Below are 25,832 nucleotides of genomic sequence, written 5' to 3'. Positions count from 1 at the left end.
CGGTCCGGGTCGCTACCTTCAAGGTCTCCCTGGGGGACTCAAGGGGTATGGTGCTCGACTTCCTCGGCGACGAAGACGCGCTCACGTGGCGGCGGGCGGCGATCATCGGCTTCACCTTCATCGCGCTCGTGGTGCTGGCGGGCGTGGGACTCGTGGTCTTCCGCGGCGCGTTCGAGGGCGGACTCTTCTGAGGGCGGCCCGACCTCGCGGCGCGGTCCGGCAACGGCCGCCCGCTTCCCGAACCGCCCGCTTCCCGAACCGTTAACCTCCGTGGCCTCCGCCCCGGAGGTATGAGCGCATCCGCAGACCGGGTCTTTCTCGACGGCGAGGTCCACACCCTCGCCGACCCCGACGAGACGCACGAAGCGGTCGCCGTCCGCGACGGCGCGGTCGTCCGCGTCGGCGACAGCTACGACGTGCGGTTCCTCGCCGGCGCCGAGACCGACGTGGTGGACCTCGACGGCCGCGTCCTGCTCCCGGGGTTCGTCGACGCGCACACGCACCTCACCACGGTCGGGCGCTACCTCGTCCACGCCGACCTCTCCGGGGCCGACTCGCCGAGCGACGCGGTCGACCTGCTGGCGGAACGGGCGGCCGACTGCGGTCCCGACGAGTGGGTGCTCGGTTACGGCTACGACGAGTCGACGTGGGAGGAGGAGCGCTACCTCACGCGCGCGGACCTCGACGCCGTCGACGACGAGCGCCCGGTGGTCGCCTTCCGCGAGGACATGCACGTCGCCTCCGCGAACTCCGTCGTGCTGGACCGCTTCGCGGACGAGGTGCCAGCCGACTGTCTCCCCACGGAGAACGGCGAGCCGACCGGCGTCCTGCTCGAGGAGGGGATCGACCCCGTCTACGAGGCGGTCGAACCGGGCCCGGCGGAGACGCGCGACATCGTGGAGGCCGCGCTCGCGGACTGCGCGGCGAAGGGGATCACGGGCTTTCACGACATGGTCCGCAACTCCCACGCCCCCCGCGTCTACCGCGAACTCGACGCGGCGGACGCGCTGACCGCCCGCGTCCGGATCAACTACTGGACCGACCACCTCGACGCGCTCGCGGAGACGGGGCTGACGACGAACGCCGGCTCCGCGTTCGTGCAGGTCGGCGCGGTGAAGTCGTACACCGACGGGAGCTTCGGCGGCCGGACCGCGAAGCTCTCCGAGCCGTACGAGGACGCCCCTCCAGACGCGGCGGACGCCACCGGCCAGTGGGTCGTCGACCCCGAGGAACTGGCCGAGCACGTCGCGGCCGCGACCGCCGAGGGGTTCCAGTTCACCGCCCACGCCATCGGCGACGTGGCCATCGACGCGGTGCTGGACGCCTACGAGACGGCCGCCGAGCCACCGGTCGCGGACCCCGGCGAGGCTCGCCACCGCGTCGAGCACGTCGAACTCGCGAGCGACGAGGCCATCGAGCGCCTCGCGGCGACCGGCGCGGTCGCGAGCGTCCAGCCGAACTTCCTCAAGTGGGCGGACGCGGGCGGGCTCTACGAGTCGCGCATCGGCGACCGGACCGCGGAGACGAACCGCTACCGCGACCTGCTCGACGCGGGCGTGCATCTCGCGTTCGGGTCCGACGGCATGCCGATGGACCCGCTTCTCGGCGTCCACTGGGCGGTCAACGCGCCCGCGGCGGCGCAGCGGCTGTCGGTAACCGAGGCCCTGCGCGCGTACACCAGCGGCGCCGCCTACGCCGGGTTCGACGAACACCGACTCGGGACGGTCGAGCCGGGTAAGCGGGCCGATTTCGCGGTGTTGGAGGAGTCCCCCTGGGAGAACCCCGAGGGGATCCGGGAGATAGACGTGACGATGACGGTCGTGGACGGCGAGGTCGTCTACGAGCGATAATCGCGGTCGGTCGCCCCGACGACCCGTCGCGAGTCAGAAGTCGGTCGTTCGCTCGCCGGCGCGGATCTCCGTCTCCAGCCAGTTCTCCTCCGGCGGGAGCGGACAGGAGAACGTCTCGCTGTACGCACAGAAGGGGTTGTACGCGAGGTTGAAGTCCAGCGTCACGGGGTCGCCGTCGGAGAGCTCACCCTCCGGCTCCAGCTCCATGTACCGGCCGTGGCGGTACGTCTCTTGGCCGGTCGTCTTGTCGCGGAAGGGGACGAAGAGCCCCTCGCCGTCGTCGCTCTCTTGTCTGTATCCGGCAAGCTCGTACGTCTCGCCGTCCAGTTCGAACGTGAACGTCACGACGCGGAGGTAGCGGACGGGCGCGCCCGCGGTCGTCTCCATCTCGACCGGCTCGGGGTCGTCGTGGACCGTCGCGACCGCCGCGACGCGGTACGTCTCGTCGGGATCGAAGTAGTTCAGCCCCGAGAAGTCGTCCCGGTGCTCGGGCGGGATCGGCGACTGGGGGTGCTCCGCGAAGAAGTCGTCCTTCTCCGCGCGGTTCGCGACCAGTTCGTCGGCGTACTCGCTCATACTCCTCGATCCGGTCGCCAGCGGTTTCAGACGTGTGGTCCGCGTCGGAGCGACGCCGGCAGCCGGTGCCGCCGACTCAACGCCTTTCCCTCCGAGGCCGGTGGCGGACGTATGAGCGACACATTCGACGACGGCGATTCGGCCGACGATCCGGGCGACGATCCGAACGACGCCCCGGGCGACGGTCACCCCACCGTGGCGGTGCTGGCCTGCGGCGGAACGATCGCCTCGGAACCGGACGACGACGGGGCGGCCCCGGCGAAGGCGGGCGAGGAACTGGTCGAGGCGGTGCCCGCACTCGCGGACCACGCGCGGGTCGAGGCCCGCGAGGTGTGCGGCCAGCCCGGGTTCGACATGCGCTGGCGCGACGTGCTCGCGACCGCGGACGCGGCGCGCGAGGCGGTCGCGGACGACGGATCTGCGGGGGAGACCGGCGCCGACGGCGTCGTCGTCACCCACGGCACCGACACGCTCGCGGACACGGCGTTCGCGCTCGACCTGTTGACCGACCTCCCGGTCCCGGTGGTCGTGACCGGGGCGCAGCGACGGCTCGACGAGCCTTCCAGCGACGTGCCCGCGAACCTGACGACCGCGGTCCGGGCCGCCGCGGACGAGCGGTTCGCGCCGGGCGTCCACGTCGCGTTCGACGACGAACTCCACGCCGCACGCGAGGCGATCAAGGGCCACACGAACGCGCTCTCGACGTTCCGGTCGCCGAACGGCGGCCCGGTCGCGGAGTTCACCCGCGCCGCGGTCCGGGTCCACCGCGAACCCGCGCGGCGCGTCGACGCGCCGCCGCTCGACCTCGGGGCGGCGGACGCCGACGCCGTCCCGGAGGTGCCCGTCGTCCAGTCCGGCACCGGCGTCGGCGCGGCGGGGCTGGAGCGCGCGCTCGCCGCGGAGTCCGTCGAGGCGGTCGTGATCGAGGGCACCGGGCTCGGCAACGCCACCGGGGCGCTCGGCGACGCGGTCGGCGAGGCGCTCGGGTCTGAGAACCCCGTCCCCGTGGTCGTTTCCTCGCGCTCTCCGGCGGGGCCGACGGAGCCGGTCTACGGCACCCCCGGCGGCGCCGTCACGCTCGCGGACCACGGTGTCACGTTCGCGGACGACCTCCCGGCCGCGAAGGCGCGAATCGCGGTCGCGCTCGGCCGCGCGGCCGGTCGGTCCGGCGACGCACTCGCCGACCTGCTGACCGCGCCGCCGCGCGTCTGAGTCCGCGCCCGAACGCCGCGCTTTACTCGCCGCGCCGCGTCGTCGGGGGCATGGCAGACCTCCACCCGGTCGCGAAGCGCATCCACAACGTCCAGCCCGACCCGGTCCGACTGACCGTGGAAGGCAGCGGCGAGGGCGGCGGCGACGAGGGCGACGAAGGCGCCGCGTCGGGCGTCTACCGGTTCGACTCGACCGAGTTCTTCCAGCGCGAGTTCCGCGGCGAGGGCACGCGCGTCGACGCGGACACGGACGCGGCGTTCAGGCTCATAAGCTCCGAAGACTACGAGCGAATTCTGCTCGGTCGGCAGGGCCCCGAGGAGGAGGGGTGGAGGATGGTCGGCGAGGTCGTCGCCGCGGAGCGCGCTGACGGCGAGTAGGGACGGTCCACGGACGCTTCGGGCTCACCTCTCGACCACCGCCCGCCGCCCTCAGCGCCGCCACGCCTCGCGCAGGAACACCAGCGCGCCGCCGATCATCGCGAGGTTGCCGAAGAACGCGAGCCGTTCGCCGTCGCGGTCGTCGGGGTCGGCGTTCCAGAAGTCGTGCATCGTCGCCGTCACGACCGTCAGGAAGGTGACGGCCGCGCCGGTGGCGACCCGCGGGAGCCGCCAGAGCGCGATTCCCAGTCCGGCGACCATCATCATCCCCGAGGCGAACGGCGCTGCGAGGTCGGGCAGCGGGACGCCCGCGGACTCCGCGTACTCCACGGTGTCGTCCATGTCGCGGAAGTCCTCGGAGGCCTGCAGCGCCAGCCCGAGCCCGAGCAGGACGCGGCCGAGCCGGGAGGGGGAGTGCTCCGTCGTTCCATCACGTCCCTCGTCGTCGTTGTCCATGGGCGTCGTTCGGGCGCTCGCCGCATAAATCGGGTGGCGATCCGGGGGCGTCGAACCGGGTGTGACGGGGCTCGACGGGCTTCGCTCCCGGCCCAGTGTCAGTGAGTATTTATGTTTCGTTCGGTACGTACGACTCGGCTATGAACGACAAGTCGCGACCGAACGGCGGCGACGCCGAGCGGTCGCTCGTCGTCAGGGCGGTCTGGTTCGTGTTCGTCGGCTGGTGGGCGACCGGGATCTGGCTCGGCGTGGCGTGGTTTCTGAACGTGACGGTCGTCGGCATCCCGCTCGGGATCAAGATGATCAACGCGGTGCCGAAGGTCCTCTCGCTCAAGGAGCGGGACCTCGTCGACGCCGAGGGTAGGGGCGGCGAGCAGCCGTACGGCCTCGCCGTCCGCGCCGTCTACTTCGTCTTCGTCGGCTGGTGGGCCAGCGGCGTCTGGATGTCGGTCGCGTACCTGTTCACGCTCAGTGTCGTCGGGCTTCCGGTCGCGGTGCTGATGTACAACAAGCTCCCGTTCGTGGTCTCGCTGTACGAGTACTGACGGGGGCAGTTCCGCTCCCGCACCGCTCCGCAACCACTAAACGCCGTTCGCACCTTCCCCCGGTAATGGCTGATTGGACGGAGCGCTACCGGCCGAGCACCCTCTCGGAGCTCCGCGGCAACGACAAGGCCGCGAAGAAGCTCCAGGAGTGGGCCGACACGTGGGACGACCACCGCGAGGCGGTGGTGCTCCACGGCAGTCCCGGCGTCGGGAAGACGAGCGCGGCCCACGCGCTCGCCAGCGACATGGGCTGGGAGACATTGGAGTTGAACGCCTCCGACAAGCGCACGGGCGACGTGATCGAGCAGTTCGCGGGGCGGGCGGCGCGCAACGCCACGCTCGCGGGGTCGGCCGCGGGCGGCGGCGCTGCCGGGGGCGACACCGAGAGCCGCCAACTCGTCATCCTCGACGAGGCCGACAACATCCACGGCAACTACGACCGCGGCGGCAAGTCCGCGATCACGAAACTGGTCAAGGAGTCGGGCCAGCCGATCGTGCTCATCGCTAACGACTACTACGACATGTCCCGCGGGCTCCGCAACGCCTGTCAGGAGATCGAGTTCCGGGACGTGGGCGCGCGCTCCATCGTGCCCGTCCTCCGCGACATCTGCCGACGCGAGGAGATCGAGTTCGAGTCCGACGCGCTCCAGCGCATCGCGGAGCGCAACAAGGGGGACCTCCGCGGCGCGGTCAACGACCTGCAGGCCATCGCGGAGGGGCGGGACGCGGTCACCCTCGACGACGTGGTGACCGGCGACCGCGACTCGTCGATGGGCATCTTCCCGTTCCTCGACGCGGTCCTCAAAGAGCAGGGCGCCGAGGAGGCGCTCCAGTCCGCGTACAGCGTCGACGAGACGCCCGACGACCTCACGAAGTGGGTCGAGGACAACATGCTGACGGTGTACGACGCCGACGAGGCCACGCGCGCGTACGACTTCCTCGCGAACGCCGACGTGTGGCTCGGCCGCGTCCGCGCCTCGCAGAACTACTCCTACTGGCGCTACGCGACGGACAACGCGGCCGCGGGCGTCGCGGCCGCCCGCGACGGCGAGAAGGGCGGCTGGACGCGCTGGGGCCGGCCGCAGTTCTGGCCCTCCTCGGACAAGACCGCCGACGAGGTGGTCAGGAAGGTCGCCGCCGCGGAGGGGTGCAGCATGGACATCGCGCGCCGCCGCGTCCTCCCCTTCCTCGCGACGATGACCCACCACTGCAAGCCGAAGGAGCTCACGATCCGGATGGCGGCCGCCTACGACATGGACGAGGCGGAGGTGGCGTTCGTCACCGGCTCCGGCGAGTCGACCAACAAGGTTCAGGGCATCGTCGAGGAAGCGCAGGCCCGACGCGAGGAGGCGATGGAGGAGCACGCCGAGGGCGCCTTCGCAGGCGTTCCGACGCGGGAGAGCGACGATGCGGGAGCGGACGAGGAGGCCGGCGGCGACGAGCGGGACGCCGCGGCGCCGACCGCGGCGGACGACGACGCGGGAGCGGACGGGAGTTCGGACGCGACGGACGACGCCGACGACGCCGACAGCGACGACGGCCAGTCCGGGCTCGGCGACTTCGTCTGACCGCGGCCGGCGCAATCGGTCGGCGAGGTCCGACCGATCGGCGAGGCCCGACCGATCGGCGCAACCGGCCGGGGCAGCCGCCGCACGCGTTTTAAGCACCCGCCGACCGACACGGCGACCATGCGCGCAGCCGTGCTGGAGGCGTACGGGGAACCGCTCGACGTGCGCGAGGTGCCGGACCCGGAGCCGGGACCGGACGGCGCCGTCGTGGAGGTGGAGGCGTGCGGGGTCTGCCGGAGCGACTGGCACGCCTGGAAGGGCCACGGCGAGTGGGCCGACGACCGGGTCCCGCTCGGGCTGACGCTCGGGCACGAGCCGGCGGGGACCGTCCTGGAGACGGGCGCGAACGTCGAGCGCGTTCGCGAGGGCGACCGCGTGGTCGTCCCGTTCTCGCTCGGCGACGGTACCTGTCCGGCCTGCCGGACCGGCCACGGCAACGTCTGTGCCGACGGCGCGGCGCTCGGGTTCGAGGCGGCCGCGCCCGGCGCGTTCGCGGAGTACGTCCGCGTACCGAACGCCGACTACAACGCCGTCGAACTCCCGGGGTTTCTGTCACCGCGGGACGCCGCGGCGCTCGGCTGTCGCTACATGACCGCCTACCACGCGCTGGCCGACCGCGCGGGGCTCTCCGGCGGCGAGTGGCTCGCGGTACACGGCTGCGGGGGCGTCGGGCTCTCGGCGGTCCAGATCGGGAGCGCACTCGGCGCGCGGGTCGTGGCCGTAGACCTCGACGACGACGCGCTGGACCGGGCGGTCGATCTGGGCGCCGACGCGACCGTCAACGCCGCCCGAACGGACGCCGTCGTCGACGCGGTCGGGAGCACGACCGGGGGCGGCGCCGCGGTCTCGATGGACGCGCTCGGCGTCGCGGAGACGTGTCGCAACTCGGTGCGGTGTCTGGAGCCCCGCGGCACCCACGTGCAGGTGGGTCTCACGACGGACGCCGAGCAGGGCGAGGTGTCGCTCCCGACGGACTGGATGACGCGCTGGGAGATCGACTTCGTCGGCTCCCGGGGGATGCCGCCGACCGACTACGGGCGCCTGTTCGACCTCGTGGAGGCGGCCGACCTCGACCCCGGCACGCTGGTGACGCGGGAGGTCGCGCTCTCGGAGGTCTCGGACCGGCTGGCCGCGATGGACGACTACGGCACCGCCGGCGTCGAGGTCGTCACCGACTTCTCGGGATAGGTAACCGGGCGGTAGTTGCCGCCGCCGGCGCGGCGCTACTGCTCGGCGCGGCCGAGGTCGAGTTCCGCGCCGGCCTTCTCGCCGCGGCCGTTCTCCAGCGCGGAGTGGGAGGCCGAAAGCGGCGAGACGCTCACCTCGCCGTCGACGGTCGCGCGGCGGTCGGAGCCGAGGTCGTCGGTTACCTCGCCGCTGAGGAACTCGCGCCAGAAGCGGTCGCGGAGCTCCATCCCCGCCTCGCCGCGCCGCTCCGCGAAGCCGCCCTCCGCGGGTTCGTCGTCGCCGGGGTGGAACTCCATCACGTCGAAGCCGCGCGCGGGCTCGGTGACGCGGTAGGTCGGGTCCGCGGCCGCCTCGTCGTCCGCGCTCGGGACGTTGACGTTGAGGAGCTCGGCGCCGAGCGGGAGGCCGTCGCGCTCGAAGCGCGCGACGAGGTCGGCGGTCACCTCGCCGGCGAGCGCGAAGTCCTCGGCGTCCGGCGTCGGCGAGATGGGGAGGTTCCCGCGGTCGTACATCGAGACCGCGACCGCGGGGACGTCGAGGAACGCCGCCTCCATCGCCGCGCCGACGGTCCCGGACTGGACGATGATGTGCGCGCCGATGTTCGGCCCGTGGTTACAGCCCGCGACTACCAGATCCGGGTCCAACTCCAGCGCGACGGACGCGACCGCGACGCAGTCCGCGGGCGTCCCCTCGACGGCGTAGCCGAGTTTGTGCTCCTCGTAAGTGATGGTCGTGTCCCACCAGGAGCGCTCGCCGCCGACCCCCGACTGGTTGGTCGCCGGCGCGACGACGGTCACGTCGTGCTCGTCCGCGAGCGCCTCGTAGAGCGCGCGGAGCCCGAGCGCGTCGATGCCGTCGTCGTTGGTGAGGAGGATGTCGGTCATGCGCGACCGTAGTGCGGACGAGGGGAAAACGCCGCCGGTACCGTCTTCCCCCGTTTCCGGGATGCCGATACTGCGTGTTACAGACCGACCCAGAACTCCCACATTTCTGAAACTCGCGGCGGTGCTGTGCGGTCAGCGCGCGCCGCGGCGACCGCGGAGCGTGTCGCCGCGACCGCGCGAGGGAGGCGGCGGCGCGGCCGCATTGTGGTGCGGTTCCGCGGCCGCGCCGCCGCCGAGGCTGGGGAGGTGCGAGGCCCGCAGTGCGGTCGCGGGGCGGTGCGGTGGGTGGGGCTGAAAGGGGCAGCCGGCTCGATCCGGCCCCGAGGCCTCAAGCACCGCAGCGGGCTGTGCGGAGAGCGAGGAGCGCAGGGCGTCTCGCGGCCGGTCGAGCCGGCTGGGGCTTTCTGGGTGTTACTGCCCCGATCAGCTAGATCAACGACAGAGACAGAAACAGCACCACCACCTAACAAAAACAGAGCATATCCACTTCGCTATACCCAGTATCGGTGTGGGGGATCAGTCATGCTGCTCACGTCGCTGGGGGACAGGAGTAGAAACGCGACCCGCGGACGTCGTCCGCGACGAAACGTGGAACTACGGCCGCGCAGTTACGCTTCGAGGACGTCGTCGTACTCGCCGGCGTCGACGCGGTCGTCGAACGTCCGGGCGTCCTCGCCCTCGATGGTGACGCCAAGGGAGGCGCAGGTGCCGCCAACCTCCTTGGCGGCGTTCTTCGTGTCGTAGGCGAGCAGGTCCGAAGACTTCTGCTCGGCGACCTTCTTGACCTGTTCGATGGTCATGTCGGCGACGAAGTTCTCCTGCGGCTCGCCGGAGCCGGTGTCGAAGCCGGCTTCGTCCTTGATCAGCTCCGCGGTCGGCGGGACGCCGACCTCGATGCTGAAGGAGCCGTCGTCGTCGTACTCGACGGTGACGGGAACCTCCATTCCGTCGAACGCGGCGGTCTCCTCGTTGATCTGGTTGACGACGTCCTGCACGTCCACGGGGGTCGGGCCGAGCTCGGGACCGAGCGGCGGGCCCGGGTCGGCCTGCCCGCCGGGAACGAGCACTTCGATAGTTCCAGCCATACTCGTAGCAACCCGGGCGCGACTTTTAACGGTTGTTCTTCGGCGCGCGGTGCGCGAGCGGTTCGCACGCCGGCGGGAGCGGCCGCGGGGCGCGACTCCGACCGGTGTCCCGCCGGCCCTTCAGCGACGGACGAAATCGGAGAGCCGTTCGCGCAACGAGTCCTCGCCGAGCTTGAGGTAGTAGGCGTCGCCGCCGTCCTCGTAGTAGTTCTCGATGTGCCGTTTCACCTCGAAGCCGAGGTGCTCGTAGAAGCCGAGCGCCTCCGCGTTCGTCGTCCGTGCGTGGCAGGTGACCGAGCGGTTGTCCTCCGCCACCTCCGCGACGAGGCGCTCGCCGTAGCCGTGTCCGCGCGCCGTCGGCGCCACCGCGAGAAAGAGGATGTAGCCGTCGCGCCGCACCGAGGCGAACGCGACGAGTTCGTCGTCCTCGAAGAGAAGGTGCGTCGTCGACCGCCGGTAGGCGTCGGTGAAGAAGCCGCGTCGCTGTCGGAGCACGCCCTCGGCCTCGCGGATCCGCTCCTTGAGGTCCCACGCGGCCGCGACGTGGTCCGCGTCCCCCGGTCGGTCGACACGCTTCCGCACGTTGACGCTCACTGGGACAACGTAACACGCCCACGAGATATAACTCCTCCGTCCGGCGCGATCCGAGGGGGGAACAATTAACTCGGGGTCGGGCGTCGATGAGGGCGATGGCAGACGAGTCGCCGCGCGCTCGCGACGAACTACGAAACGGGTTCCTCACGGGCGTCGCGGTCATCGTGCCGCTTCTGATCACGCTGATCGTCCTCGCGATCGCGTTCAACTACATCTACACGTACCTCGACCTCTTCTCGGACGTCATCCTCCCGTTCGAGGCGCAGGTGTCCGTCCCCGGAGTCGGGCTGATCCAGCAGGAGGTCCTGGTCGAACTCGCCACGCCGGTGGTCCTCCTGCTGCTCATCCTCGTCGTCGGGCTGACCGCGAACTCCTCGCGGTACGGCCAGCGCGCGGTCGACTACTTCGACTACGTCATCGAGCGCATCCCGGGCGTCGGCTCCGTCTACGAGAGCTTCAGACAGATGTCGGACGTGATGTTGGAGTCGGACGACCAGAACTTCCAGGAGGTCGTCCTCGTCGAGTTCCCGACGGAGGGCGTCTACACGACCGCGTTCGTCACGAGCGAAACGCCCGAGACCATCTCCGACCCCGTCGGCCGCGGCGACATGACGACGCTGTTCATGCCGATGGCTCCCAACCCGGTGATGGGCGGCCACGTCGTTTTCGTTCCGAACGACCGCATCGTCGAGGTCGACATGACCGTCGAGGAGGGGATCCGCGCGCTCGTGACGAGCGGCGTCGCCGTCAGCGAGGCGACCGGCGACGAGGCCGGGATCCCCGCCAGCCGACTCCGCGGCCTCTCGACGTTCGAAGAGGTCGACGGATGGTTCGACCCGGGCGACGTCGCCGACGAGGAACGCCCGGTCGACACGACCGCTACCGAGCGCACGAGCTACTACGACCGCGCCGTCGACCCCGAGCAGGCGCGGACGCCCGACTCCATCGCGGAGCGGGAGCGCCCGGACGAGCCCACGGACGCTACGGACGAGTCCGGAACCGGCGAAGCGGGGGTCTACGACCGGGAGGAGACGACGGTCACCCCGGCCGAGCGTGCCGGGCGCTACGAGGCCGAACAGGCCGGAACGGAGGAGCAGCCCTCGGAGGCGGCCGACCGCCCGGCGGAACAGCGCGAGGCGACGGAGCGGAAGCCCTCCGAAATCGCCAGGGAAAGCGCAGGTGAGGAGGCCTCCGAGGAGGACGACGACCGGGTCGACGCCGACGACGAGGGGGACGACCGGTGACCTTCGAGCTGCGCGACCACACCGCCGACGTGGCGGTGGCGGCGACCGCGAACACCCTCGACGGCGTGTTCGCGGACGTGGCCGCCGGACTGACCGCCGCGATGTGCGAGTCGTGGCCGGCCGACGGGGAGCGGTTCGAGATGGAAGAGCGAGCGGAGGGGCGGGAGGCGCTGCTGTTCGACTATCTCGACCGGCTGATCTACGAGCGCGACGTGCGCGGAGTGCTCCCCGTCGACCACGAGTGTGCGGTCCGTCGCGAGGGCGAGGAGTGGGTGGCCGAGGCGACCGCCCGCGGCGTCCCCCTCGCGGCGGTGCAGGCCCGCGACGTGAAGGCCGTCACCTACTCGGAGATGCTGCTGGAGCGGCGGGACGGGGGCTGGGAGGCGTACGTCGTCTTCGACGTGTGAGCGCGGCCGAACGCCGTCGGAGGTGCCGATACGGGCGGGGTCCGGCGTGAGAGGTCGTCACACCGCCGCGCTCGGGAACGAACCCTTTTAGTTCGGCCCGCAGGTACCACCCCCTATGGCTATCAAACCCAAGTACATCAAGCAGCTGGGGAACGCGCTGCTGGAGCGGTATCCGCAGTCGTTCAACACGGACTTCGAGACGAACAAGGAGAGCGTCGACGAGCTGACGACCGTCGAGTCGAAGGGCGTCCGGAACCGCATCGCCGGCTACGTCACCCGCAAGAAGTCGCAGGCCGGCGCGGCCTAATTCTCCGACGACACCCGCGAGACCCAACACGCACCTCCCGTAGCTTTACACCGGAAGCCGCGGCCAACCCCGCCGGATGGACCCCGGTTTCCGCCTCGTCGTCGACCCCGCGCTCGCGGCCTCCCTGCTCGCGTTTCTGACGGGCGGGATCGCGCTCGGGACCGCGAGCGGGCTGGTTCCGGGGCTCCACGCCAACAACTTCGCGCTGCTTCTGGCCGGCGTCGCGGTCGGGAGCGACGTCGACCCGCTCCTGCTCGGCGTGGCGATGCTGGCCGCGGGCGTCGTCCACACCTTCCTCGACATCGTCCCGGCGCTCGCGCTCGGGGTCCCCGACGCCTCGATGGCGGTCGCTTCCCTGCCGGGTCACCGCCTCGTGATCGCCGGCCGCGGCCGCGAAGCGCTGCGGCTCTCGGCGGTCGGCTCGGCGGTGGCCGTCGCGCTCGCGCTCCCCCTGGCGGTTCCGGTGACGTGGGTGATGTCACGCGTCTACCCGACCCTCCGTGCGCACCTGTGGATCGTTCTCGGCGGCGTCGTCGCGTTCCTCCTCGTGACCGAGTCCTCGCGGCGAGCCGCGGCCGGCGGCGCGGTGGCGTTCCTGTCGAGTGCCGCCCTCGGTGCCCTGACGCTGGACGTGGAGCCGGCCGCGCCGCTCGAGGCCGGCGGGATGCTCGCTCCGCTGTTCACGGGTCTGTTCGGCGCGCCGGTGTTGATCGAGGCGCTGCGGGGGTCGGGCGTCCCGCCGCAGGCGGACGCGCGGCTGGCGATGCCTCCGCGCTCGCTCGGGCGGGCCGCGGGCGCCGGCTCCCTCGCGGGCGCGGTGGTCGGCTACCTGCCGGGGATCTCGGCGGCCATCGCGTCGGTGTTGGCGCTGCCGGCGGTGCCGGCCGAGGACGCCGACCGGGGTTTCGTCGTCGCCACCTCCGGCGCTGGGACCTCGAACACAGTGTTCGCGCTGTTCGCGCTCGTCGCACTCGGGACGCCGCGGACGGGCGTGATGGTCGCGCTCGAGCGCGCGGCGGTCCCGTTCGCGCTCCCGGTGCTTTTGGCGACGACCGTCGCCGCTGCCCTCGCGGGTTTCTCGCTCGTCCTCCTGGTCGGAGACGCCTACCTCCGCGTGGTCGGGAGCGCGGACTACACGCGGCTCAGCCTCTGCGTGTTGGCGTTTCTGTCCGCGCTGTCGTTCCTGTTCGCCGGTCCGGTCGGCGTGGGCGTCTTCGCGGTCGCGGCCGCGCTCGGACTGGTACCGCCGCGGCTCGGCGCCCGGCGGGTCCACCTGATGGGCGTCCTGATCGGTCCGCTGCTGATCGGGTGAGAGCGGAAGGCGCTCTCGAGTCCCGGAGGCGCCGAAAACCCGGGTTGCGTCGGCTGAGGAGCCATCCATGCGATGCTGACACGGGGCGGCGCCAAAGAACAACGGTTAAAAGTCGTGCGCCGGTTCTTCAGTGTATGAGCGAGAGCCGGCAGCAGGCGGCGCGCAAGTGCGTCTCCTGTGGCATCAAGGTGTCCGGGAAGAACGCGGCGGAGTTCGCGTGCCCCGACTGCGGCACGACGATCTACCGCTGCGCGACGTGCCGCAAGCAGAGCAACCTCTACGAGTGTCCCGACTGCGGCTTCCGGGGGCCCTGACCATGGGTGACGTCGCCGCTCAGATCAAGGTCATGCCGCAGAGCCCCGAGATCGACCTCGACGACCTCGAGGAGCGTCTCGAGGAGTCGCTGCCGAAGGGCGCGAAGATCCGCGGCTTCCAGCGCGACGAGGTCGCGTTCGGGCTGGTCGCCCTGCTCCCGACCGTCATCGTCCCCGACGACGCCGGCGGTACCGAGGCCGTCGAGGAGGCGTTCGCCGACGTCGAAGGCGTCGAGTCGATCTCCGTCGAGAACGTCGGCCGGCTGTAAGCTGACGACCGCTTTCTCGCGTTTTCGCTCCTCCTGAGCGGACGCGCCGTCGGCCGCCCGGTTTCACCGGAACCGCGGTATCTCCCCGGCCCGCGGTGTCCCTCCGCGTTCCCAGCCGCCGGCCGGGCGTCGCTCAGTAGAGGTCCTCGAGCGTCTCCTCGACGTGGCTGTGCTCCTCCTCCGGGAACTCCCCGGCTTCTACCGCGTCGCGGTATCCCTCGACCGCGCGCGCCATCTCCGCGCGGACGTCGCCGAACTGCTTCGAGAACGGCGGCGACCAGTCGTCGAGCCCAAGCACGTCGTTGATCACGAGGACTTGGCCGTCGCAGTCCGGGCCTGCGCCGATGCCGATCGTCGGGATCTCCAGCGCCTCCGTCACCGCGCCCGCGAGGTTCGCGGGGACGTGCTCCAGCACGAGCGAGAAGGCGCCGGCGTCGGCGTGCGCGCCCGCGAGTTCGACGATCTCCTCGGCGGCCTCGCGGTCGGTTCCTTGTCGCCCGTAGCCGAGGCGGTTGACGTGCTGGGGGGTCAGTCCGAGGTGTGCCATCACCGGGATCCCCAGGTCGGTGAGCCGCGCCGTCAGGTCGACGGTGTGCGGCCCGGACTCGATCTTCACGGCGTCCGCGTTCGCCTCCTTCAGCATCCGCCCCGCGTTGTGTAGCGACTCGGCCTCGTCGACGCCGAACGAGAGGAACGGCATGTCGGCGACCACCAGCGCGTCCTCCGTCGCGCGCGCGACCGCGGCCGTTCGGCTTTCGATCTCCTCGATCGTCACCGGGAGGGTCGTGTCGTACCCGAGCACGGCGTTCCCCATGCTGTCGCCGACGAGGATGACGTCGATACCCGCCTCGTCGACGACCGCCGCCGTCGGCGCGTCGTAAGCGGTCAGCATCGTGATCGGCTCCTCGCCAGCCTTCGACCGCAACCCCCGCGTCGTGGTCATACCCGTTCGGTTCGGTGCCCGGCGGATAAAGTGGTCGGGGTCGCGGTCGGTTCGGCCGGGTCGATCTCCCCGACCCCTCGCGGCGGGCGGACCGGCAGCGATTTGGGCGCGCGCACCGCAGGTCCGCGCGTGCAACCCGTCGAGCGCACCGAGGTCGAGGGGATCGACTACGGCTGGGTGATGCAGATGACCTTCGTCGTCACCATCCTCGTGGGGGCGCCCGTCGTCGCGCTGCTGTCGACCGTCGTGACGCTCGACACCTGGGGCGCCCGCGCCGCGTTCGCGGTCCGCGTCGGCGCCCCCATCTGGTTCGTCACCGCCGTCTCGCTGGCCGTCTACGCGAAGCGGACGGAGGCAGGCGACGTGCGAGAGTCGACGGACGAGGAGTAGGGCGGGGCGGTCAGGGCGACGCTTGCCGCGACGCGTCTGATCGTTCCGCTTCTGTCGCAAACGCTGCTGATCGGGACGGGAACGGTTAGGGGTCTCCAGCCGGTTCGACCGCGCCGGGTTCCGGCAGACGGGTCGGGCAGGTTCGAGCCGGCTGCCCCGTTCAGTCCCGCACCGCGACCGCCCCGCACCGCGACCACGCCGCACCGCGACCACCCCGTACCGCGACCGGCACAGTACCACAGGCCTCACACCTCCCCAGCCTCGGGCTGGACGCGGCCGCGGAACGGCACTGCACCGCATCGCGGCCGCGTCCAGCCCTCCCTCGCGCGCGTTCCTCGCGCGCGCCGACAGCACAGCACCGCGGTCGCTTCGTCAGGAGTGTCGCCGAATCGGCAGGAGTTTCGGAAATCGAGGTGTGCCGTGGTGCGAGGATGCACCGAGTCACGGGATGGACCCGCCGACGCGCTCCCGGCCGTCGTCGAACTACTCGAGTAGGCTCTCGCCGGTCATCGCGGCCGGCTGCTCGACGCCCATCAGCTCCAGAAGCGTCGGCGCCACGTCGCACAGCGAGCCGCCGTCGCGGACCGCGTGGCCGCCGTCGTCGCCGTCGGGCGTGAGGTAGACGAACGGGACCGGATTGAACGTGTGTGCCGTGTGCGGCTCGGTCTCCGTTCCCATGTCGTCGGCGTTGCCGTGGTCCGCGGTGACGACCGCGTGCCCGCCCGCGTCCGCGACCGCGTCGAGCAGGCGCCCGAGCTGCGCGTCGACCGCCTCGACGGCCTCGACCGCGGCGTCGAAGTCGCCGGTGTGGCCCACCATGTCCGGGTTCGCGTAGTTGAGGACCAGAAGCTCGGGGTCCTCCCGCTCGACGAACCCGACCGCCTCGTCGGTCAGCTCCGGTGCGGACATCTCCGGCTGGAGGTCGTAGGTCGGCACGTCCGGGCTGTCGACGATGACCCGCTCCTCGCCGCCGAAGGCCACCTCGCGGCCGCCGTTGAGGAAGTAGGTGACGTGCGGGTACTTCTCCGACTCGGCGATGCGAAGCTGCTCGAAGCCCGCGTCCGCGGTCACCTCGCCGAGCGTGTCCTCGGGGATCGTCGGCGGGAACGCGACCGGGAACTCGTAGGTCTCGTCGTACTCGGTGAGCGTGACGAGTTCGACCTCGGGCTGGTCGAGGTCGTCCTCCCACGTCGGCACGGTGCCGGTGAGCATCCGGACGAGCTGGCGGGCGCGGTCCGCGCGGAAGTTGAAGAAGACGACCGCGTCGCCGTCCGAGAGGGCCGGCCCGTCCGCGACCAGCGTCGGCTCGACGAACTCGTCGGTCTCGCCGCGGGCGTGGGCCGCCTCGACGGCCTCGATCCCGGAGGCGGCCTCGTGGGGGGCCTCGCGGTTCACGATGGCGTCGTAGGCGCGCTTCGTGCGCTCCCAGTTCTCGTCGCGGTCCATCGCGAAGTAGCGACCCGTCACGGTCGTCACCTCGCCCGTGCCGGCTTTCTCGGCGTGGGCCGCCACCTCCGCGAGGAACTCGTCGCCGATCTCCGGGGCGGTGTCGCGGCCGTCCGTGAACGCGTGCGTCGTCGCGGGAACGCCGTGGGCGACCGCGCCGTCGATCAGCGCCTTCAGGTGGACGACGTCGGAGTGGACCCCGCCGTCGGAGACGAGGCCCATGAAGTGGACGCGGCCGCCGGTCTCGGCGACGTGCGAGAAGGCCGACGCGATGGCCTCGTTCTCCGCGAAGGTGCCGTCCGCGATGGCGTCGGAGATCCGGGTGTACGCCTGCTTGACGACCCGCCCCGCGCCGATGTTGAGGTGGCCGACCTCGGAGTTGCCCATCTGAGCGTCCGGGAGGCCGACGCGCCGACCGTGAACCTCCAGCCGGCCGGACGCTCCGCGGCTCGCGGCGTCGTCGAAGGTGGGCGTGTCCGCGGCCGCCACCGCGTCGCGGCCGGCGTCGCGGCTCGGATCGGGCCCCGGGTCGCCGCCGTCGCTGCCGGCGCCGAGACCCCAGCCGTCGAGGATCACGAGGGCTGCGTGCATGGTCGTGGCGTGGGTGGCTGCCCGTAACTACGCTTCGCTTCGCGCGAACCCCGCCGCTCGGCGAAAATCGGACGACTGCGGCGGGATCTACCGGACCGTTCGCCCCTGCGAACGAAACGAACGGATGTGCCTATTTATGAGTCGAGGGCCGCTTCGATCGGGTATGAACGCGACGCCCCTGATCGCAGTCCTGCTGGCAGGGTGTTGTCTCGTGGGAGGCGTCGGCGGCGTCGGTGCGGCGCCGACAGCACCGATCGACGGCGCGCAGGTCGAAACTCCTGCCGACACGCCCGACGGAACCTCGGAGGCCGACGGAACGGCCGACTCCGAGGAGAACGACACGGCGAACGCGTCGGACGACGGCCCCGGGTTCGGGAGCGCCGTCTCCTCGTTCGTCCAGTCGACGACTGCCGAGACGAGCGGCGAGGTCGACCAGGGGATGTGGGAAGCGCGCGTCGAGGGCAACGTCAGCGCCGAGGCGGTCGAGAACCGCTCCGCGGAGCTGGCCGACCGCGTCGCCGACTTGCGGGAGCGCCGCGCCGCGCTCGCGGCCCGTTACGAGAACGGCAGCCTCACGCCCGGCGAATACCGGGCGAAGGATGCCCGGCTCCGCGCGGAGCTCCGGTCGATCGGCACCGCGGCCGACGAGACGAGCGCCGTCGCGGAGCGCTCCGGCGTTCCGGAGGCGGCTGCCGCACGTGCAAAGGAGGTCGCGGCCGCGGCCAGCGAGGCGAGCGGACGCCCCGCGACCCCCGGCGGCGGACCGCCAGACGGCGTCCCCGGCGAGGGCGCGAACCGATCAGGCAACGGTTCGGGACCGCCCGGCGCGGGGGACGGTCCCGGTACCGGCGCGGGCGACGGCGCTGGGAACGGCGCCGGGAACGGCACAGGCAACGGCGCGGGTGCCGGTGCGGGCGCCGGAGGACCGCCGGACGACGCGGGTAGCGAGGGGAACGGTACCGGAGCCGAGGGCGACGGCGGGGACGGAACGGGTGCGGCCTCGGATCCCGGAAACGGCGACCGCGGTGCCGGCGAGGGGAACGGCCCGGCGTCCGATCGGAGCCCGCCGAACGGGACGGAGGCCGAGCGGACTTCGGAGCCGACCGGCACCCCGGAGTGAGACGACGCCGTCCGGGGCTCGTGGCCCGCGGTCGGTGGGTGGTCGCCGGAGCGCCGTCGGCGTGTTAGACAGCCTTTTAGCTACTCGTCGCTAACCACACGTTAATGGACTCCGCGGTACTGCTCGATCTCCTCGGCAACGAGAACCGCCGGCGCATCCTCCGGCTCCTCTCACACAAGCCGTGTTACGTCACCGAGATCTCCGAGTACCTCGGGGTGAGCCCGAAGGCCGTCATCGACCATCTGCGCAAGCTGGAGGAGGCCGGCCTCATCGAGTCGCGGACGGACGACAAGCGCCGCAAGTACTTCCACATCTCCCGGAGCCTCCGGCTGGAGGTGAACGTCTCGCCGCACGGGTTCGGCGCCAAGAGCGCCTATCCGGCGAGTGCGAACCTCGACATGAACGGGCGCTGTTCGCTGCTCTCGCTCGAGTTGGACCTGGAACCGGAGTGCAACGACATGGCGGAGCTGGCCGCGGAGTTCGGACGGCTCCGCTCGCTCGACCGCGAGCTCTCGCTGGCCCAGCGGTGGGTCCACGGCCGGCTCGAGGAGACGCTCTCCCGGATCGACGAACGGCTCGGCACCGAGGCCGACAGCCAGTTCTACGCCGAGGTACTGGCCGCGGTCGTGGAGACGGACGGCTCCGCGGACGCGGTCGCGGCCGAAGTGAGCGCGCCCGGCGACGCGGTTCGGGACGCGCTCGACAGGCTCGCGGACGTGGGCGTTCTCACGCGCGAGGAGAACGGCTTCGCGGTCCGGTAACCTCCGGCGTCGGCGTCCCGTGGGTCACTCCACGGTCGCGGTCAGTCCCGCGCGGAGGTCGCGTCCGAAGTAGGTGCCGAGGAGCGCGACGACCGCCCCGAGCGCGGTGCCGACGCCGACGAGGCCGACGCCGTACTCCTGCAGGAACTGGACGCCGACCGGGAGGAACCCGACCGACAGGGCGCTCAGGAGTGCGCTCGCCGCGCCGATGCCGGCGCCCGCCAGCGCCGTCTCCGCGTAGCGGCGACGCGAGGCGAGTGCACCGATCAGGAACGCGCCCGCGGCGACGCCGGCGAGTCGCCCGATGCTGCCGCCGACTATCGGGACGAACCCGCCGAGCACCGAACCCGCACCGAGCGTGAGCAGCGCGACGCCGAGCGCCCTGAGCGAGAACGCGCGGCCGCGGACGCCGACGAGCGACACCTGGCCCCCGTCGGTTCCGGCGTCGTCCGCGGACGCGGCGGTGTCGCGCGCTCCGGCGTCGGACCGGTCGATGGAGGGCGTCATACCCGACGGTTCGGCCGCGCGGCCTTTGTTCTTGCGCCGGGCGGAACGACGCGGGTCGGTCCGACGCACCGAGGACAGCACTCAAGCCGGCGGCCCGCGAAGCCCGAGACATGACCGACATCCTCTCCCGACCGCTGGTTCCGGTCGCGAGCGTCGAGGACGCGGAGTCGACCTACGAGGCGCTCCGCGAGTACGTGGACGCTGACGCCGAGATCCACGTCGTCAACGTGATCGAGAAGGCCGGCGGCGCGCCCGACAAAGCGGGCGTCGAACAGCGCGAACTGGCGGCCGAGGAGGCGTTCTCCCTGTTTCGGGACCGCGCCGCGGCGGACGGGCTGACCGTCGAGACGGATCTGTTGTACGGAACCGACGTGGCGGCGGCGATCCGCGAGGCGGCCGCGGAGAGGAGCGCCACGTCGATCGCCTTCCGGTCGCGCGGCGGCGGCCGGATCGTCGACTTCCTCTCCGGAAGCGTCCGGACGAAGCTCGTGACGGAGGTTGACCGGCCGGTCGTCGTACTGCCCCGAGACGAGTAGCTGACGGTGCGGCGACGGCGCGTCTGACGCCCGGCGGACGGGGATTTAACCCGACACGGCGACAACGCCGTGCGAATGAGTCCCGTGCCCGCGTCGATCGCCTGGCTGCTCGTCGGCATCGTGGCCGGACTGATCGGCGCCGCGGTGATGAGCTACCCGATGTCCCGGTCCGCGACCGGGTTCGTCCCCGCGCGCGTCGCCACGGCGCTCGTGACGCGGCGCCGACCCGCCGACGTGCCCCTCCCGCAGGCGCTGGCGTTCCACGGCGTCGCCGGCGCGGGCGCGGGGGCGGTCTACGCCGTGCTGGCGGCCGGACTCGACAGGGTCCTGCCGGCGCTCGGCACGCTTCCCGGTGGAGTCGGGCTCCCCGCACATCTGCTGGCGGCCGCGCTCGTGGCCGGTGCGGTGTACCTCGTGTTCGCGGTCATCGTGTTCCCGCACGCCGGCGGGCGCGCCTACGAGGAGCGCGACACGGAGGTGCAGGGTCGGTGGCTCCGCGCGAGTCTCGCGTTCGGCGCCGCGCTCGCGGTCACGGCGCCGGCGCTCGCGTCCCTGCTGGGGTGACGGAAGGCGCCCGCGGTGGCACACCGGACACCGCCGCGGACCGTATCGCTTTTGCCGCGTCTCGGGGAGGGTTCCACATGGCGAAACAGCCGCACCTGCTCGTCGAGGAGGGCGACGTTCACGAGATCGCGATCATTCCGGGGGACCCGGGCCGCGTCGACCGCATCGCGGACCAGTGTGACGACAGCGAGGTCGTCGCACAGAACCGCGAGTACAAGGTCGTCAACGCGGAGTACGAGGGCTGCGAGCTGACGATCTGCTCGACCGGGATCGGCTGCCCCTCCGCGGCCATCGCCGTCGAGGAGCTGTCGCGCGTCGGCGTCGAGACGTTCCTCCGCTGTGGCACCTGCGGCGGGCTGCAGTCGGACATCGAGATCGGGGACATGATCGTCGCCTCCGGCGCCGCCAAGGAGGAGGGGACCTCCAAGCGCTACGAGTCCGCGAACTACCCCGCGGTGCCGGACTACGACGCACTGACGGAACTCGTCGGCGCGGCCGAGCGCAACGGCGAGGAGGTTCACGTCGGCCCCATCGTCTCCGACGACGCCTTCTACAACGAGTCCGAGGACTTCGTCGACGACTGGGAGGACGCGAACCTGCTGGCCATCGAGATGGAGGCCGCGACGGTCTTCTCGCTGGCGCGCCGGAAGGGCCTTCGCGCGGGCGCCATCTGCACCGTGGACGGCAACCTCGTCGAGGGTACCCAGAAGGGCGCCGACTCGGACGACGAACTGCCCGAGAAGGCCAAGAACAACGTCGAACGGGCGATCAAGATCACGCTGGAAGCCGTCACCGCGCTGTAGGTCGCGAACGCACCGAGGCGGGACCCGGTACCGCGCCCCGCGTCACTCGGGGCGGTCGACGCCGGTGATCTCGAAGCGCGCGCCGCCCGTCGCGCCGTCTGCCACGGCGATTTCCCACCCGTGGGCGGTCGCGATCTGCTTGACGACCCGGAGTCCGATCCCGGTCCCGCTCTCCTTGGTCGTGGACCCGGTCTCGAAGAGGGTCGCGCGGACCTCCTCGGAGATGCCGACGCCCGTGTCCTCGACGAAGAAGCCGTTCGGGAGGTCGCCGATTCGGACGGTGATGTCGTTGTCCCCGTGTTCGACGGCGTTCCGGATCAGGTTCTCGAGTAGCTGGACGACCCGGCTCTCGTCGGCGACGATCCGGCCCTCCGCGGTCACGTCGAGCGCTGTCTCGCCGGTCGTGACGTTCGACCACGCCTCCTCGGCGACGGCCCGGACGCCGACGTGAGTCAGCTCCCCGATCACCTCGCCCTCACGGGCCAGCGTCAGGATGTCCTCGATCAGGTCGTTCATCCGCTCGTGTGCCCCCGCGATCTTCGCGAGGTGGTCGCTGTCAGACTCCTCCATCGCGAGGTCGAGGTAGCCGTCCGCGACCGACAGCGGGTTCCGCAGGTCGTGGGAGACGATGCTCGCGAACTCCGATAACTGCGCGTTCTTCGCCTCCAGTTGCGACTGTTGCTCGCGGTGTTCCAGTTCGTAGGAGAGCCAGCGCGTCAGTAGCTCGACGAACGTCCGCTCCATCTCGGTGAACTCCCGGTCCCGCGGCGCCGTGGCGGCGAAGCAGACCGTGCCGTACAACCGGCCGTTGACCACGATCTTCCCCCCGATGTACGTGCCGAGGTCGAAGCGGTCGAAGGCCGGGCCGTCCGCCCACCCCTCCGCGACCGCGTTCCGTACTGCGAGCAGTCCCGTGTCGGCGGAGACGGTCCTGCGGCAGTACGACTCCCCGAGCGGGCACGTCTCCCCCGGCTGGAGCAGGTCGTGGTCACCGGTCGAGGCGACGACCGTCTGTGTGGTCTCGGTGAGCTCCGTCACGAACCCGTACGGAAGGTCGAGGTACTCACCGCCGATGCGGAGGATCGCCTGCTGTTTCTCCTCGAACGGCGTGGCCGTGTCCGACGCGGTCTCGTAGAGTTCGTGGATCGTGTCGACCGTCTCCTGGAGCTCCGACCGCGTCCGCCGCTGTTCGGTGATGTCGCGGAAGTAGACCGTGAGTCCGGTCTCCGACGGGAACGCGCGAATCTCCAGGTCGGCGTCCAGCGGCTCGTAGTAGGTCTCGAAGGACACCGGCTCCCCGGACGCCACGGCCTCGTGGTACTCCTCGTAGATGTGCGTGTCGACGGCCTCGGGGAACTCCGCCCAGACGTTCCGCCCGAGCAGTTCGTCGGCGTCGCGCCGGAGTACACGCTCAGCCTGCTCGTTGAGGAACGTGAACGTCCAGTCCTCGTCGACCGCGAAGACCGCGTCGGTCATGCGGTCGAACGCCTCCTGTTGGGCGCGTTCAAGCCGTTTGAGCTCCGTTATGTCGCGGTAGAACCAGACGAAGCCGAGTCGGTCGCCGTCATCGGTGCGCGCGACCGCCGAGTACTGGTCGAGAACCGTCCCGTCGGCGAGACGGATCTGCTCGTGTCGAGCCCGTCCGGGGTCGCGATACTGGGCCTCGATGCTCTCCCGGAACGCGTCGGGATCGACGACGCGCTCCGCCGCCGTCTCCAGCGCGAGGTCGGCGTCGCCGGACGCGAGCACGTCCTCGGGAAGGTCCCAGACGTCGAGGAACCGGTCGTTGTACGTGATGACGTTCCGGTCGACGTCGGTGACGAGGATGCCGTCGGGGCTCCCCTCGAACGTCGAACTCAGGAGAGACCGACGGTACTCCAGTTCACGCTCGTACGCGACACGCTCCGAGACGTCCCGCAGGATGTAGACGACCGCCGCCGACCCGTCCCACGTGATCGCGCGTGCGGACCCCTCCACCGGGATCTCCCCCTTCTCCGAGGCGGCGGTCAGACGGTCGTGCTCGAAGGCGGTCCCGTCCTCGGCGGCCACACCGAGCGGCGGCCCCGCGCCGTCGTGTGAGAACAACTCCGAAACGGACGTGTCGTGCAGCTCCGCGGCCGACGCAGTGCCGAACAGCTCCACCGCCGCCGGGTTCGCGTAGACACAGCGTCCCTCGATGCCCACGAGGATCGCGTTCGGCGACGCTTCGAGGATCGCCTCCGCGTGTTCGCGGGCGGTCGTCGCCTCCTCGCTCAGCCGTCGTCGCTCCACGGCGTTCGTGAGGCGCTGGGCGAGGACGCGGTACTGGTCGGTTCCGGACTCCTTCCGCATGTAGTCGGTCACTCCGGCGCTTATCGCGTCGCTGGCGATCTCCTCGGAGCCGCGGCCGGTGAACAGCAGGAATGGCACGTCAGGGTCCTCGGCGCGCACCGTCTCCAGAAACACCAGTCCGTCGGCCTCGGGCATGTCGTAGTCGCTCACGATGCAGTCGAACGTCCGGTCGTCGACGAGCGCGAGTGCCTCGCCGACCGTCGTCGCGGCCGTCACCGCGATCCGGTCGTCGAAGCGTTCGAGGTACGTCCCGATGAGTTCCGCCATCCCCGGCTCGTCGTCGACGCAGAGCACCGAGATCGGAGCGGAGTCCTGCGGCATACCACACACACTCGTCCGAGCGGGAAAAGATCGCCGGGCCCTACTCGTCCTCCTCGCCCATAATCTCGTCCGCGACCTCCTCGCTGTCGCCGCCGAACGCGGAGTCGACGAGGAGATGGCCACCGAGCGTCGACGGCGAGATGACGTGGTCCGCGCCGGCGCGGCGGAGTTTGTCGACGTTCTCGCGCTGTGTCGCGGCCGCGACGATCCGGATCGAGGGGTTGAGTTGGCGTGCGGTGAGGATCGCCAGCGCGTCCTTCGCGTCGTCGTTGGTGGCGACGACGACCGCGCGGGCGTCCTCGATCCGCGCGCGCTCGAGCGGTCCCACGTCGCTCGGGTCGGCGGTGAGCGTCGGGACTTCGTCCTGGCCGAACAGGCGAGCGGTCCGGTCATCCTCGGTGATGACCGCGAACGGGACGCCTCTGTCCGCAAGTTCTTCCAGTATCGGTTCCGTCAGGTCCCCGGAGCCGAGCACGAGGACGTGGCTTTCGAGTAGGTCGAGCTGTCTGTCTGTCATTTTTCCGAGTGCCTTCGAGAGCTGCGCCTCGATCGCGGGCGTGAGCAGGACCCCGAGCGCCACCGCGAACGCGGCCACGTTGATCACGAGCACCGAGATGCCGAACATCCGGCCGATGTCGGTCGACGGCGAGATGTCGCCGTAGCCCACGGTCGAGGCGGTGACGACCGTGAAGTAGAACGCGTCGACGACCGTCTCGATCCCCGAGAACTCATCGCGGAGCGCGAAGGAGCCGAAGGTTCCGTATCCCATCGCCGTCACGAGCGCGGTTCCGGCCGCCAGTTGCGTCGGCGACGGGCGGTACGTCCGCGTGAACCGGCCGCGGTTGATGAGGAGCCCCGGCAGCGAGAGCAACGACAGGGCGACGAGCGGATACGCGAACGCCGACGTCTGCAGGAGCCCCTGTACCGCGGTCAGCGGAAGCAGCACCGCCGTCGAGTACCAGCCGACGCGGTAGCCACGCTTGAGCGCGTAGCCGCTGCCGAGCATCGCGAACCCCGTCAGCGTCCCCGTGAAGCCGACGGTCTGTTTCACCCAGTCCGGGACGTGCGGCGCGAGCGGGCCGGCGACCCCGCCGGTCGAGATGTGGATGAGCCCGACGAGGATCGACAGCACCGCGACGGCGAACGTCAACACGATCGACGCCCGCACGGTGACCCACTCCCGGCTCAGACCCATACCCGCTCGTCGCGGACTGCGAACTTAAACGCCACGCGACGGGCGCGCCGCGGTGCCGACCCTATGCGGCGTTCGGTCCGGCTCCGGTCCGCGTGGCCGCTGTGGACCGCCGCGAACCGGCGTGGACTGCCGCGGA

Annotated in this window: 28 protein-coding genes and 1 pseudogene; 19 read left to right on the top strand and 10 right to left on the bottom strand. The window is 71.2% G+C overall.

Annotated elements, in window-relative coordinates; genetic code table 11:
• Positions 1–47 precede the first annotated feature (47 nt).
• Both ACZ432_RS02880 and ACZ432_RS02875 read left to right on the top strand, forming a co-directional pair.
• Positions 48–191 carry a hypothetical protein gene (locus ACZ432_RS02880; protein WP_426963075.1) on the top strand — a complete coding sequence of 48 codons (144 nt, stop codon included), beginning with the start codon at positions 48–50 and terminating at the stop codon, positions 189–191.
• A gap of 99 nt (positions 192–290) precedes the next feature.
• Entirely contained in the window at positions 291–1,850 is a 1,560-nt protein-coding gene (locus tag ACZ432_RS02875; RefSeq protein ID WP_426963073.1) for an amidohydrolase, read from the top strand.
• A 33-nt stretch (positions 1,851–1,883) separates the two neighbouring features.
• Here ACZ432_RS02875 and ACZ432_RS02870 read toward each other — a convergent pair whose 3' ends face one another.
• On the bottom strand, positions 1,884–2,426 hold the full coding sequence (locus ACZ432_RS02870; protein WP_426963072.1) for a DUF1684 domain-containing protein: 543 nt from the start codon (positions 2,424–2,426) through the stop codon (positions 1,884–1,886).
• 111 nt (positions 2,427–2,537) lie between these two features.
• Between ACZ432_RS02870 and ACZ432_RS02865 the strand changes: the two genes are divergently transcribed.
• Complete coding sequence (locus ACZ432_RS02865; RefSeq protein ID WP_426963071.1) at positions 2,538–3,638, top strand: asparaginase; 1,101 nt, start codon at positions 2,538–2,540, stop codon at positions 3,636–3,638.
• A 50-nt stretch (positions 3,639–3,688) separates the two neighbouring features.
• Positions 3,689–4,015, top strand: coding sequence for a transcriptional regulator (locus ACZ432_RS02860; protein ID WP_426963070.1), 327 nt, complete (start codon positions 3,689–3,691; stop codon positions 4,013–4,015).
• Between the two features lie 51 nt (positions 4,016–4,066).
• Here the strand turns inward: ACZ432_RS02860 and ACZ432_RS02855 are convergent, their stop codons facing one another.
• Positions 4,067–4,471 (bottom strand): DoxX family protein, encoded by a 405-nt coding sequence (locus tag ACZ432_RS02855; protein WP_426963069.1) that lies wholly within the window; start codon positions 4,469–4,471, stop codon positions 4,067–4,069.
• A gap of 140 nt (positions 4,472–4,611) precedes the next feature.
• Between ACZ432_RS02855 and ACZ432_RS02850 the strand changes: the two genes are divergently transcribed.
• The 3 genes from ACZ432_RS02850 to ACZ432_RS02840 all read left to right on the top strand — a co-directional run bounded on the left by ACZ432_RS02850 (position 4,612) and on the right by ACZ432_RS02840 (position 7,772).
• Entirely contained in the window at positions 4,612–5,016 is a 405-nt protein-coding gene (locus ACZ432_RS02850) for a YccF domain-containing protein (RefSeq protein WP_426963068.1), read from the top strand.
• A 65-nt stretch (positions 5,017–5,081) separates the two neighbouring features.
• Positions 5,082–6,584, top strand: a complete 1,503-nt coding sequence (locus ACZ432_RS02845) for a replication factor C large subunit (protein WP_426963067.1) — start codon at positions 5,082–5,084, stop codon at positions 6,582–6,584.
• A 120-nt stretch (positions 6,585–6,704) separates the two neighbouring features.
• The gene (locus ACZ432_RS02840; protein ID WP_426963066.1) at positions 6,705–7,772 is read left to right on the top strand and encodes a zinc-dependent alcohol dehydrogenase family protein; all 1,068 of its coding nucleotides are present in this window, start codon (positions 6,705–6,707) and stop codon (positions 7,770–7,772) included.
• Positions 7,773–7,807: 35 nt separating this feature from the next.
• On the opposite strand, the gene surE is transcribed toward ACZ432_RS02840, so the two are convergent.
• The 3 genes from surE to ACZ432_RS02825 all read right to left on the bottom strand — a co-directional run bounded on the left by surE (position 7,808) and on the right by ACZ432_RS02825 (position 10,335).
• The gene (surE, locus tag ACZ432_RS02835) at positions 7,808–8,656 is read right to left on the bottom strand and encodes a 5'/3'-nucleotidase SurE (protein ID WP_426963065.1); all 849 of its coding nucleotides are present in this window, start codon (positions 8,654–8,656) and stop codon (positions 7,808–7,810) included.
• Positions 8,657–9,264: 608 nt separating this feature from the next.
• Positions 9,265–9,741: a 50S ribosomal protein L11 gene (locus tag ACZ432_RS02830; RefSeq protein WP_426964283.1), complete on the bottom strand. Its 477-nt coding sequence runs from the start codon at positions 9,739–9,741 to the stop codon at positions 9,265–9,267.
• Positions 9,742–9,861: 120 nt separating this feature from the next.
• Positions 9,862–10,335: a GNAT family N-acetyltransferase gene (locus ACZ432_RS02825; protein ID WP_058366484.1), complete on the bottom strand. Its 474-nt coding sequence runs from the start codon at positions 10,333–10,335 to the stop codon at positions 9,862–9,864.
• A 95-nt stretch (positions 10,336–10,430) separates the two neighbouring features.
• Between ACZ432_RS02825 and ACZ432_RS02820 the strand changes: the two genes are divergently transcribed.
• From ACZ432_RS02820 to ACZ432_RS02795, 6 genes are all read left to right on the top strand, one after another.
• On the top strand, positions 10,431–11,579 hold the full coding sequence (locus ACZ432_RS02820) for a DUF502 domain-containing protein (RefSeq protein WP_426964284.1): 1,149 nt from the start codon (positions 10,431–10,433) through the stop codon (positions 11,577–11,579).
• The gene (locus tag ACZ432_RS02815; protein WP_426964286.1) at positions 11,576–11,986 is read left to right on the top strand and encodes an archease; all 411 of its coding nucleotides are present in this window, start codon (positions 11,576–11,578) and stop codon (positions 11,984–11,986) included. The genes ACZ432_RS02820 and ACZ432_RS02815 overlap by 4 nt, the downstream gene beginning before the upstream one ends.
• A gap of 115 nt (positions 11,987–12,101) precedes the next feature.
• Complete coding sequence (locus ACZ432_RS02810) at positions 12,102–12,293, top strand: 30S ribosomal protein S17e (protein WP_058366481.1); 192 nt, start codon at positions 12,102–12,104, stop codon at positions 12,291–12,293.
• Positions 12,294–12,369: 76 nt separating this feature from the next.
• Positions 12,370–13,605: a tripartite tricarboxylate transporter permease gene (locus ACZ432_RS02805; protein ID WP_426964288.1), complete on the top strand. Its 1,236-nt coding sequence runs from the start codon at positions 12,370–12,372 to the stop codon at positions 13,603–13,605.
• A 134-nt stretch (positions 13,606–13,739) separates the two neighbouring features.
• Positions 13,740–13,919, top strand: coding sequence for an HVO_2753 family zinc finger protein (locus ACZ432_RS02800; RefSeq protein WP_058366479.1), 180 nt, complete (start codon positions 13,740–13,742; stop codon positions 13,917–13,919).
• Between the two features lie 2 nt (positions 13,920–13,921).
• Positions 13,922–14,188 carry an elongation factor 1-beta gene (locus tag ACZ432_RS02795; RefSeq protein ID WP_426964289.1) on the top strand — a complete coding sequence of 89 codons (267 nt, stop codon included), beginning with the start codon at positions 13,922–13,924 and terminating at the stop codon, positions 14,186–14,188.
• 133 nt (positions 14,189–14,321) lie between these two features.
• Here ACZ432_RS02795 and panB read toward each other — a convergent pair whose 3' ends face one another.
• Positions 14,322–15,131, bottom strand: a complete 810-nt coding sequence (gene panB, locus ACZ432_RS02790; protein WP_426964290.1) for a 3-methyl-2-oxobutanoate hydroxymethyltransferase — start codon at positions 15,129–15,131, stop codon at positions 14,322–14,324.
• Between the two features lie 129 nt (positions 15,132–15,260).
• Between panB and ACZ432_RS02785 the strand changes: the two are divergent.
• Positions 15,261–15,518: pseudogene (locus ACZ432_RS02785) on the top strand (DUF5822 domain-containing protein); the annotation flags it as partial.
• 486 nt (positions 15,519–16,004) lie between these two features.
• On the opposite strand, the gene gpmI reads toward ACZ432_RS02785, so the two are convergent.
• Positions 16,005–17,558 (bottom strand): 2,3-bisphosphoglycerate-independent phosphoglycerate mutase, encoded by a 1,554-nt coding sequence (gpmI, locus tag ACZ432_RS02780; RefSeq protein WP_426964292.1) that lies wholly within the window; start codon positions 17,556–17,558, stop codon positions 16,005–16,007.
• Positions 17,559–17,721: 163 nt separating this feature from the next.
• Between gpmI and ACZ432_RS02775 the strand changes: the two genes are divergently transcribed.
• Positions 17,722–18,678, top strand: coding sequence for a hypothetical protein (locus ACZ432_RS02775; RefSeq protein WP_426964293.1), 957 nt, complete (start codon positions 17,722–17,724; stop codon positions 18,676–18,678).
• A gap of 104 nt (positions 18,679–18,782) precedes the next feature.
• Positions 18,783–19,439, top strand: coding sequence for an ArsR/SmtB family transcription factor (locus ACZ432_RS02770; protein WP_426964294.1), 657 nt, complete (start codon positions 18,783–18,785; stop codon positions 19,437–19,439).
• 24 nt (positions 19,440–19,463) lie between these two features.
• Here ACZ432_RS02770 and ACZ432_RS02765 read toward each other — a convergent pair whose 3' ends face one another.
• Positions 19,464–19,946 (bottom strand): COX20 family protein, encoded by a 483-nt coding sequence (locus ACZ432_RS02765; RefSeq protein WP_426964296.1) that lies wholly within the window; start codon positions 19,944–19,946, stop codon positions 19,464–19,466.
• Between the two features lie 110 nt (positions 19,947–20,056).
• On the opposite strand from ACZ432_RS02765, the gene ACZ432_RS02760 reads away from it, so the two are divergent.
• From ACZ432_RS02760 to ACZ432_RS02750, 3 genes are all read left to right on the top strand, one after another.
• On the top strand, positions 20,057–20,482 hold the full coding sequence (locus ACZ432_RS02760; protein ID WP_426964298.1) for a universal stress protein: 426 nt from the start codon (positions 20,057–20,059) through the stop codon (positions 20,480–20,482).
• Positions 20,483–20,557: 75 nt separating this feature from the next.
• A complete protein-coding gene (locus tag ACZ432_RS02755) occupies positions 20,558–21,046 on the top strand; it encodes a hypothetical protein (protein WP_426964300.1) in 489 nt (162 codons plus the stop codon).
• A 77-nt stretch (positions 21,047–21,123) separates the two neighbouring features.
• Positions 21,124–21,849 carry a nucleoside phosphorylase gene (locus ACZ432_RS02750; RefSeq protein ID WP_426964302.1) on the top strand — a complete coding sequence of 242 codons (726 nt, stop codon included), beginning with the start codon at positions 21,124–21,126 and terminating at the stop codon, positions 21,847–21,849.
• A 42-nt stretch (positions 21,850–21,891) separates the two neighbouring features.
• Here the strand turns inward: ACZ432_RS02750 and ACZ432_RS02745 are convergent, their stop codons facing one another.
• Both ACZ432_RS02745 and ACZ432_RS02740 read right to left on the bottom strand, forming a co-directional pair.
• Positions 21,892–24,501, bottom strand: a complete 2,610-nt coding sequence (locus tag ACZ432_RS02745; protein ID WP_426964303.1) for a PAS domain-containing sensor histidine kinase — start codon at positions 24,499–24,501, stop codon at positions 21,892–21,894.
• Between the two features lie 40 nt (positions 24,502–24,541).
• Positions 24,542–25,696 (bottom strand): NAD-binding protein, encoded by a 1,155-nt coding sequence (locus tag ACZ432_RS02740; RefSeq protein WP_426964304.1) that lies wholly within the window; start codon positions 25,694–25,696, stop codon positions 24,542–24,544.
• Positions 25,697–25,832: the final 136 nt, after the last annotated feature.

This window comes from Haloparvum alkalitolerans (assembly GCF_055381565.1).
This window is presented reverse-complemented; position numbering and strand designations above follow the sequence as displayed.

What these genes read in the sequence shown, in the direction of transcription:
- surE (WP_426963065.1), bottom strand. Translation starts at nt 8,656, where the DNA reads ATGACCGACATCCTCCTCACCAACGACGACGGCATCGACGCGCTCGGG.
- ACZ432_RS02760 (WP_426964298.1), top strand. Translation starts at nt 20,057, where the DNA reads ATGACCGACATCCTCTCCCGACCGCTGGTTCCGGTCGCGAGCGTCGAG.
- panB (WP_426964290.1), bottom strand. Translation starts at nt 15,131, where the DNA reads ATGACCACGACGCGGGGGTTGCGGTCGAAGGCTGGCGAGGAGCCGATC.
- ACZ432_RS02755 (WP_426964300.1), top strand. Translation starts at nt 20,558, where the DNA reads ATGAGTCCCGTGCCCGCGTCGATCGCCTGGCTGCTCGTCGGCATCGTG.
- gpmI (WP_426964292.1), bottom strand. Translation starts at nt 17,558, where the DNA reads ATGCACGCAGCCCTCGTGATCCTCGACGGCTGGGGTCTCGGCGCCGGC.
- ACZ432_RS02820 (WP_426964284.1), top strand. Translation starts at nt 10,431, where the DNA reads ATGGCAGACGAGTCGCCGCGCGCTCGCGACGAACTACGAAACGGGTTC.
- ACZ432_RS02840 (WP_426963066.1), top strand. Translation starts at nt 6,705, where the DNA reads ATGCGCGCAGCCGTGCTGGAGGCGTACGGGGAACCGCTCGACGTGCGC.
- ACZ432_RS02855 (WP_426963069.1), bottom strand. Translation starts at nt 4,471, where the DNA reads ATGGACAACGACGACGAGGGACGTGATGGAACGACGGAGCACTCCCCC.
- ACZ432_RS02745 (WP_426964303.1), bottom strand. Translation starts at nt 24,501, where the DNA reads ATGCCGCAGGACTCCGCTCCGATCTCGGTGCTCTGCGTCGACGACGAG.
- ACZ432_RS02850 (WP_426963068.1), top strand. Translation starts at nt 4,612, where the DNA reads ATGAACGACAAGTCGCGACCGAACGGCGGCGACGCCGAGCGGTCGCTC.
- ACZ432_RS02845 (WP_426963067.1), top strand. Translation starts at nt 5,082, where the DNA reads ATGGCTGATTGGACGGAGCGCTACCGGCCGAGCACCCTCTCGGAGCTC.
- ACZ432_RS02795 (WP_426964289.1), top strand. Translation starts at nt 13,922, where the DNA reads ATGGGTGACGTCGCCGCTCAGATCAAGGTCATGCCGCAGAGCCCCGAG.
- ACZ432_RS02880 (WP_426963075.1), top strand. Translation starts at nt 48, where the DNA reads ATGGTGCTCGACTTCCTCGGCGACGAAGACGCGCTCACGTGGCGGCGG.
- ACZ432_RS02830 (WP_426964283.1), bottom strand. Translation starts at nt 9,741, where the DNA reads ATGGCTGGAACTATCGAAGTGCTCGTTCCCGGCGGGCAGGCCGACCCG.
- ACZ432_RS02805 (WP_426964288.1), top strand. Translation starts at nt 12,370, where the DNA reads ATGGACCCCGGTTTCCGCCTCGTCGTCGACCCCGCGCTCGCGGCCTCC.
- ACZ432_RS02775 (WP_426964293.1), top strand. Translation starts at nt 17,722, where the DNA reads ATGAACGCGACGCCCCTGATCGCAGTCCTGCTGGCAGGGTGTTGTCTC.
- ACZ432_RS02765 (WP_426964296.1), bottom strand. Translation starts at nt 19,946, where the DNA reads ATGACGCCCTCCATCGACCGGTCCGACGCCGGAGCGCGCGACACCGCC.
- ACZ432_RS02770 (WP_426964294.1), top strand. Translation starts at nt 18,783, where the DNA reads ATGGACTCCGCGGTACTGCTCGATCTCCTCGGCAACGAGAACCGCCGG.
- ACZ432_RS02750 (WP_426964302.1), top strand. Translation starts at nt 21,124, where the DNA reads ATGGCGAAACAGCCGCACCTGCTCGTCGAGGAGGGCGACGTTCACGAG.
- ACZ432_RS02870 (WP_426963072.1), bottom strand. Translation starts at nt 2,426, where the DNA reads ATGAGCGAGTACGCCGACGAACTGGTCGCGAACCGCGCGGAGAAGGAC.
- ACZ432_RS02800 (WP_058366479.1), top strand. Translation starts at nt 13,740, where the DNA reads ATGAGCGAGAGCCGGCAGCAGGCGGCGCGCAAGTGCGTCTCCTGTGGC.
- ACZ432_RS02875 (WP_426963073.1), top strand. Translation starts at nt 291, where the DNA reads ATGAGCGCATCCGCAGACCGGGTCTTTCTCGACGGCGAGGTCCACACC.
- ACZ432_RS02740 (WP_426964304.1), bottom strand. Translation starts at nt 25,696, where the DNA reads ATGGGTCTGAGCCGGGAGTGGGTCACCGTGCGGGCGTCGATCGTGTTG.
- ACZ432_RS02810 (WP_058366481.1), top strand. Translation starts at nt 12,102, where the DNA reads ATGGCTATCAAACCCAAGTACATCAAGCAGCTGGGGAACGCGCTGCTG.
- ACZ432_RS02865 (WP_426963071.1), top strand. Translation starts at nt 2,538, where the DNA reads ATGAGCGACACATTCGACGACGGCGATTCGGCCGACGATCCGGGCGAC.
- ACZ432_RS02860 (WP_426963070.1), top strand. Translation starts at nt 3,689, where the DNA reads ATGGCAGACCTCCACCCGGTCGCGAAGCGCATCCACAACGTCCAGCCC.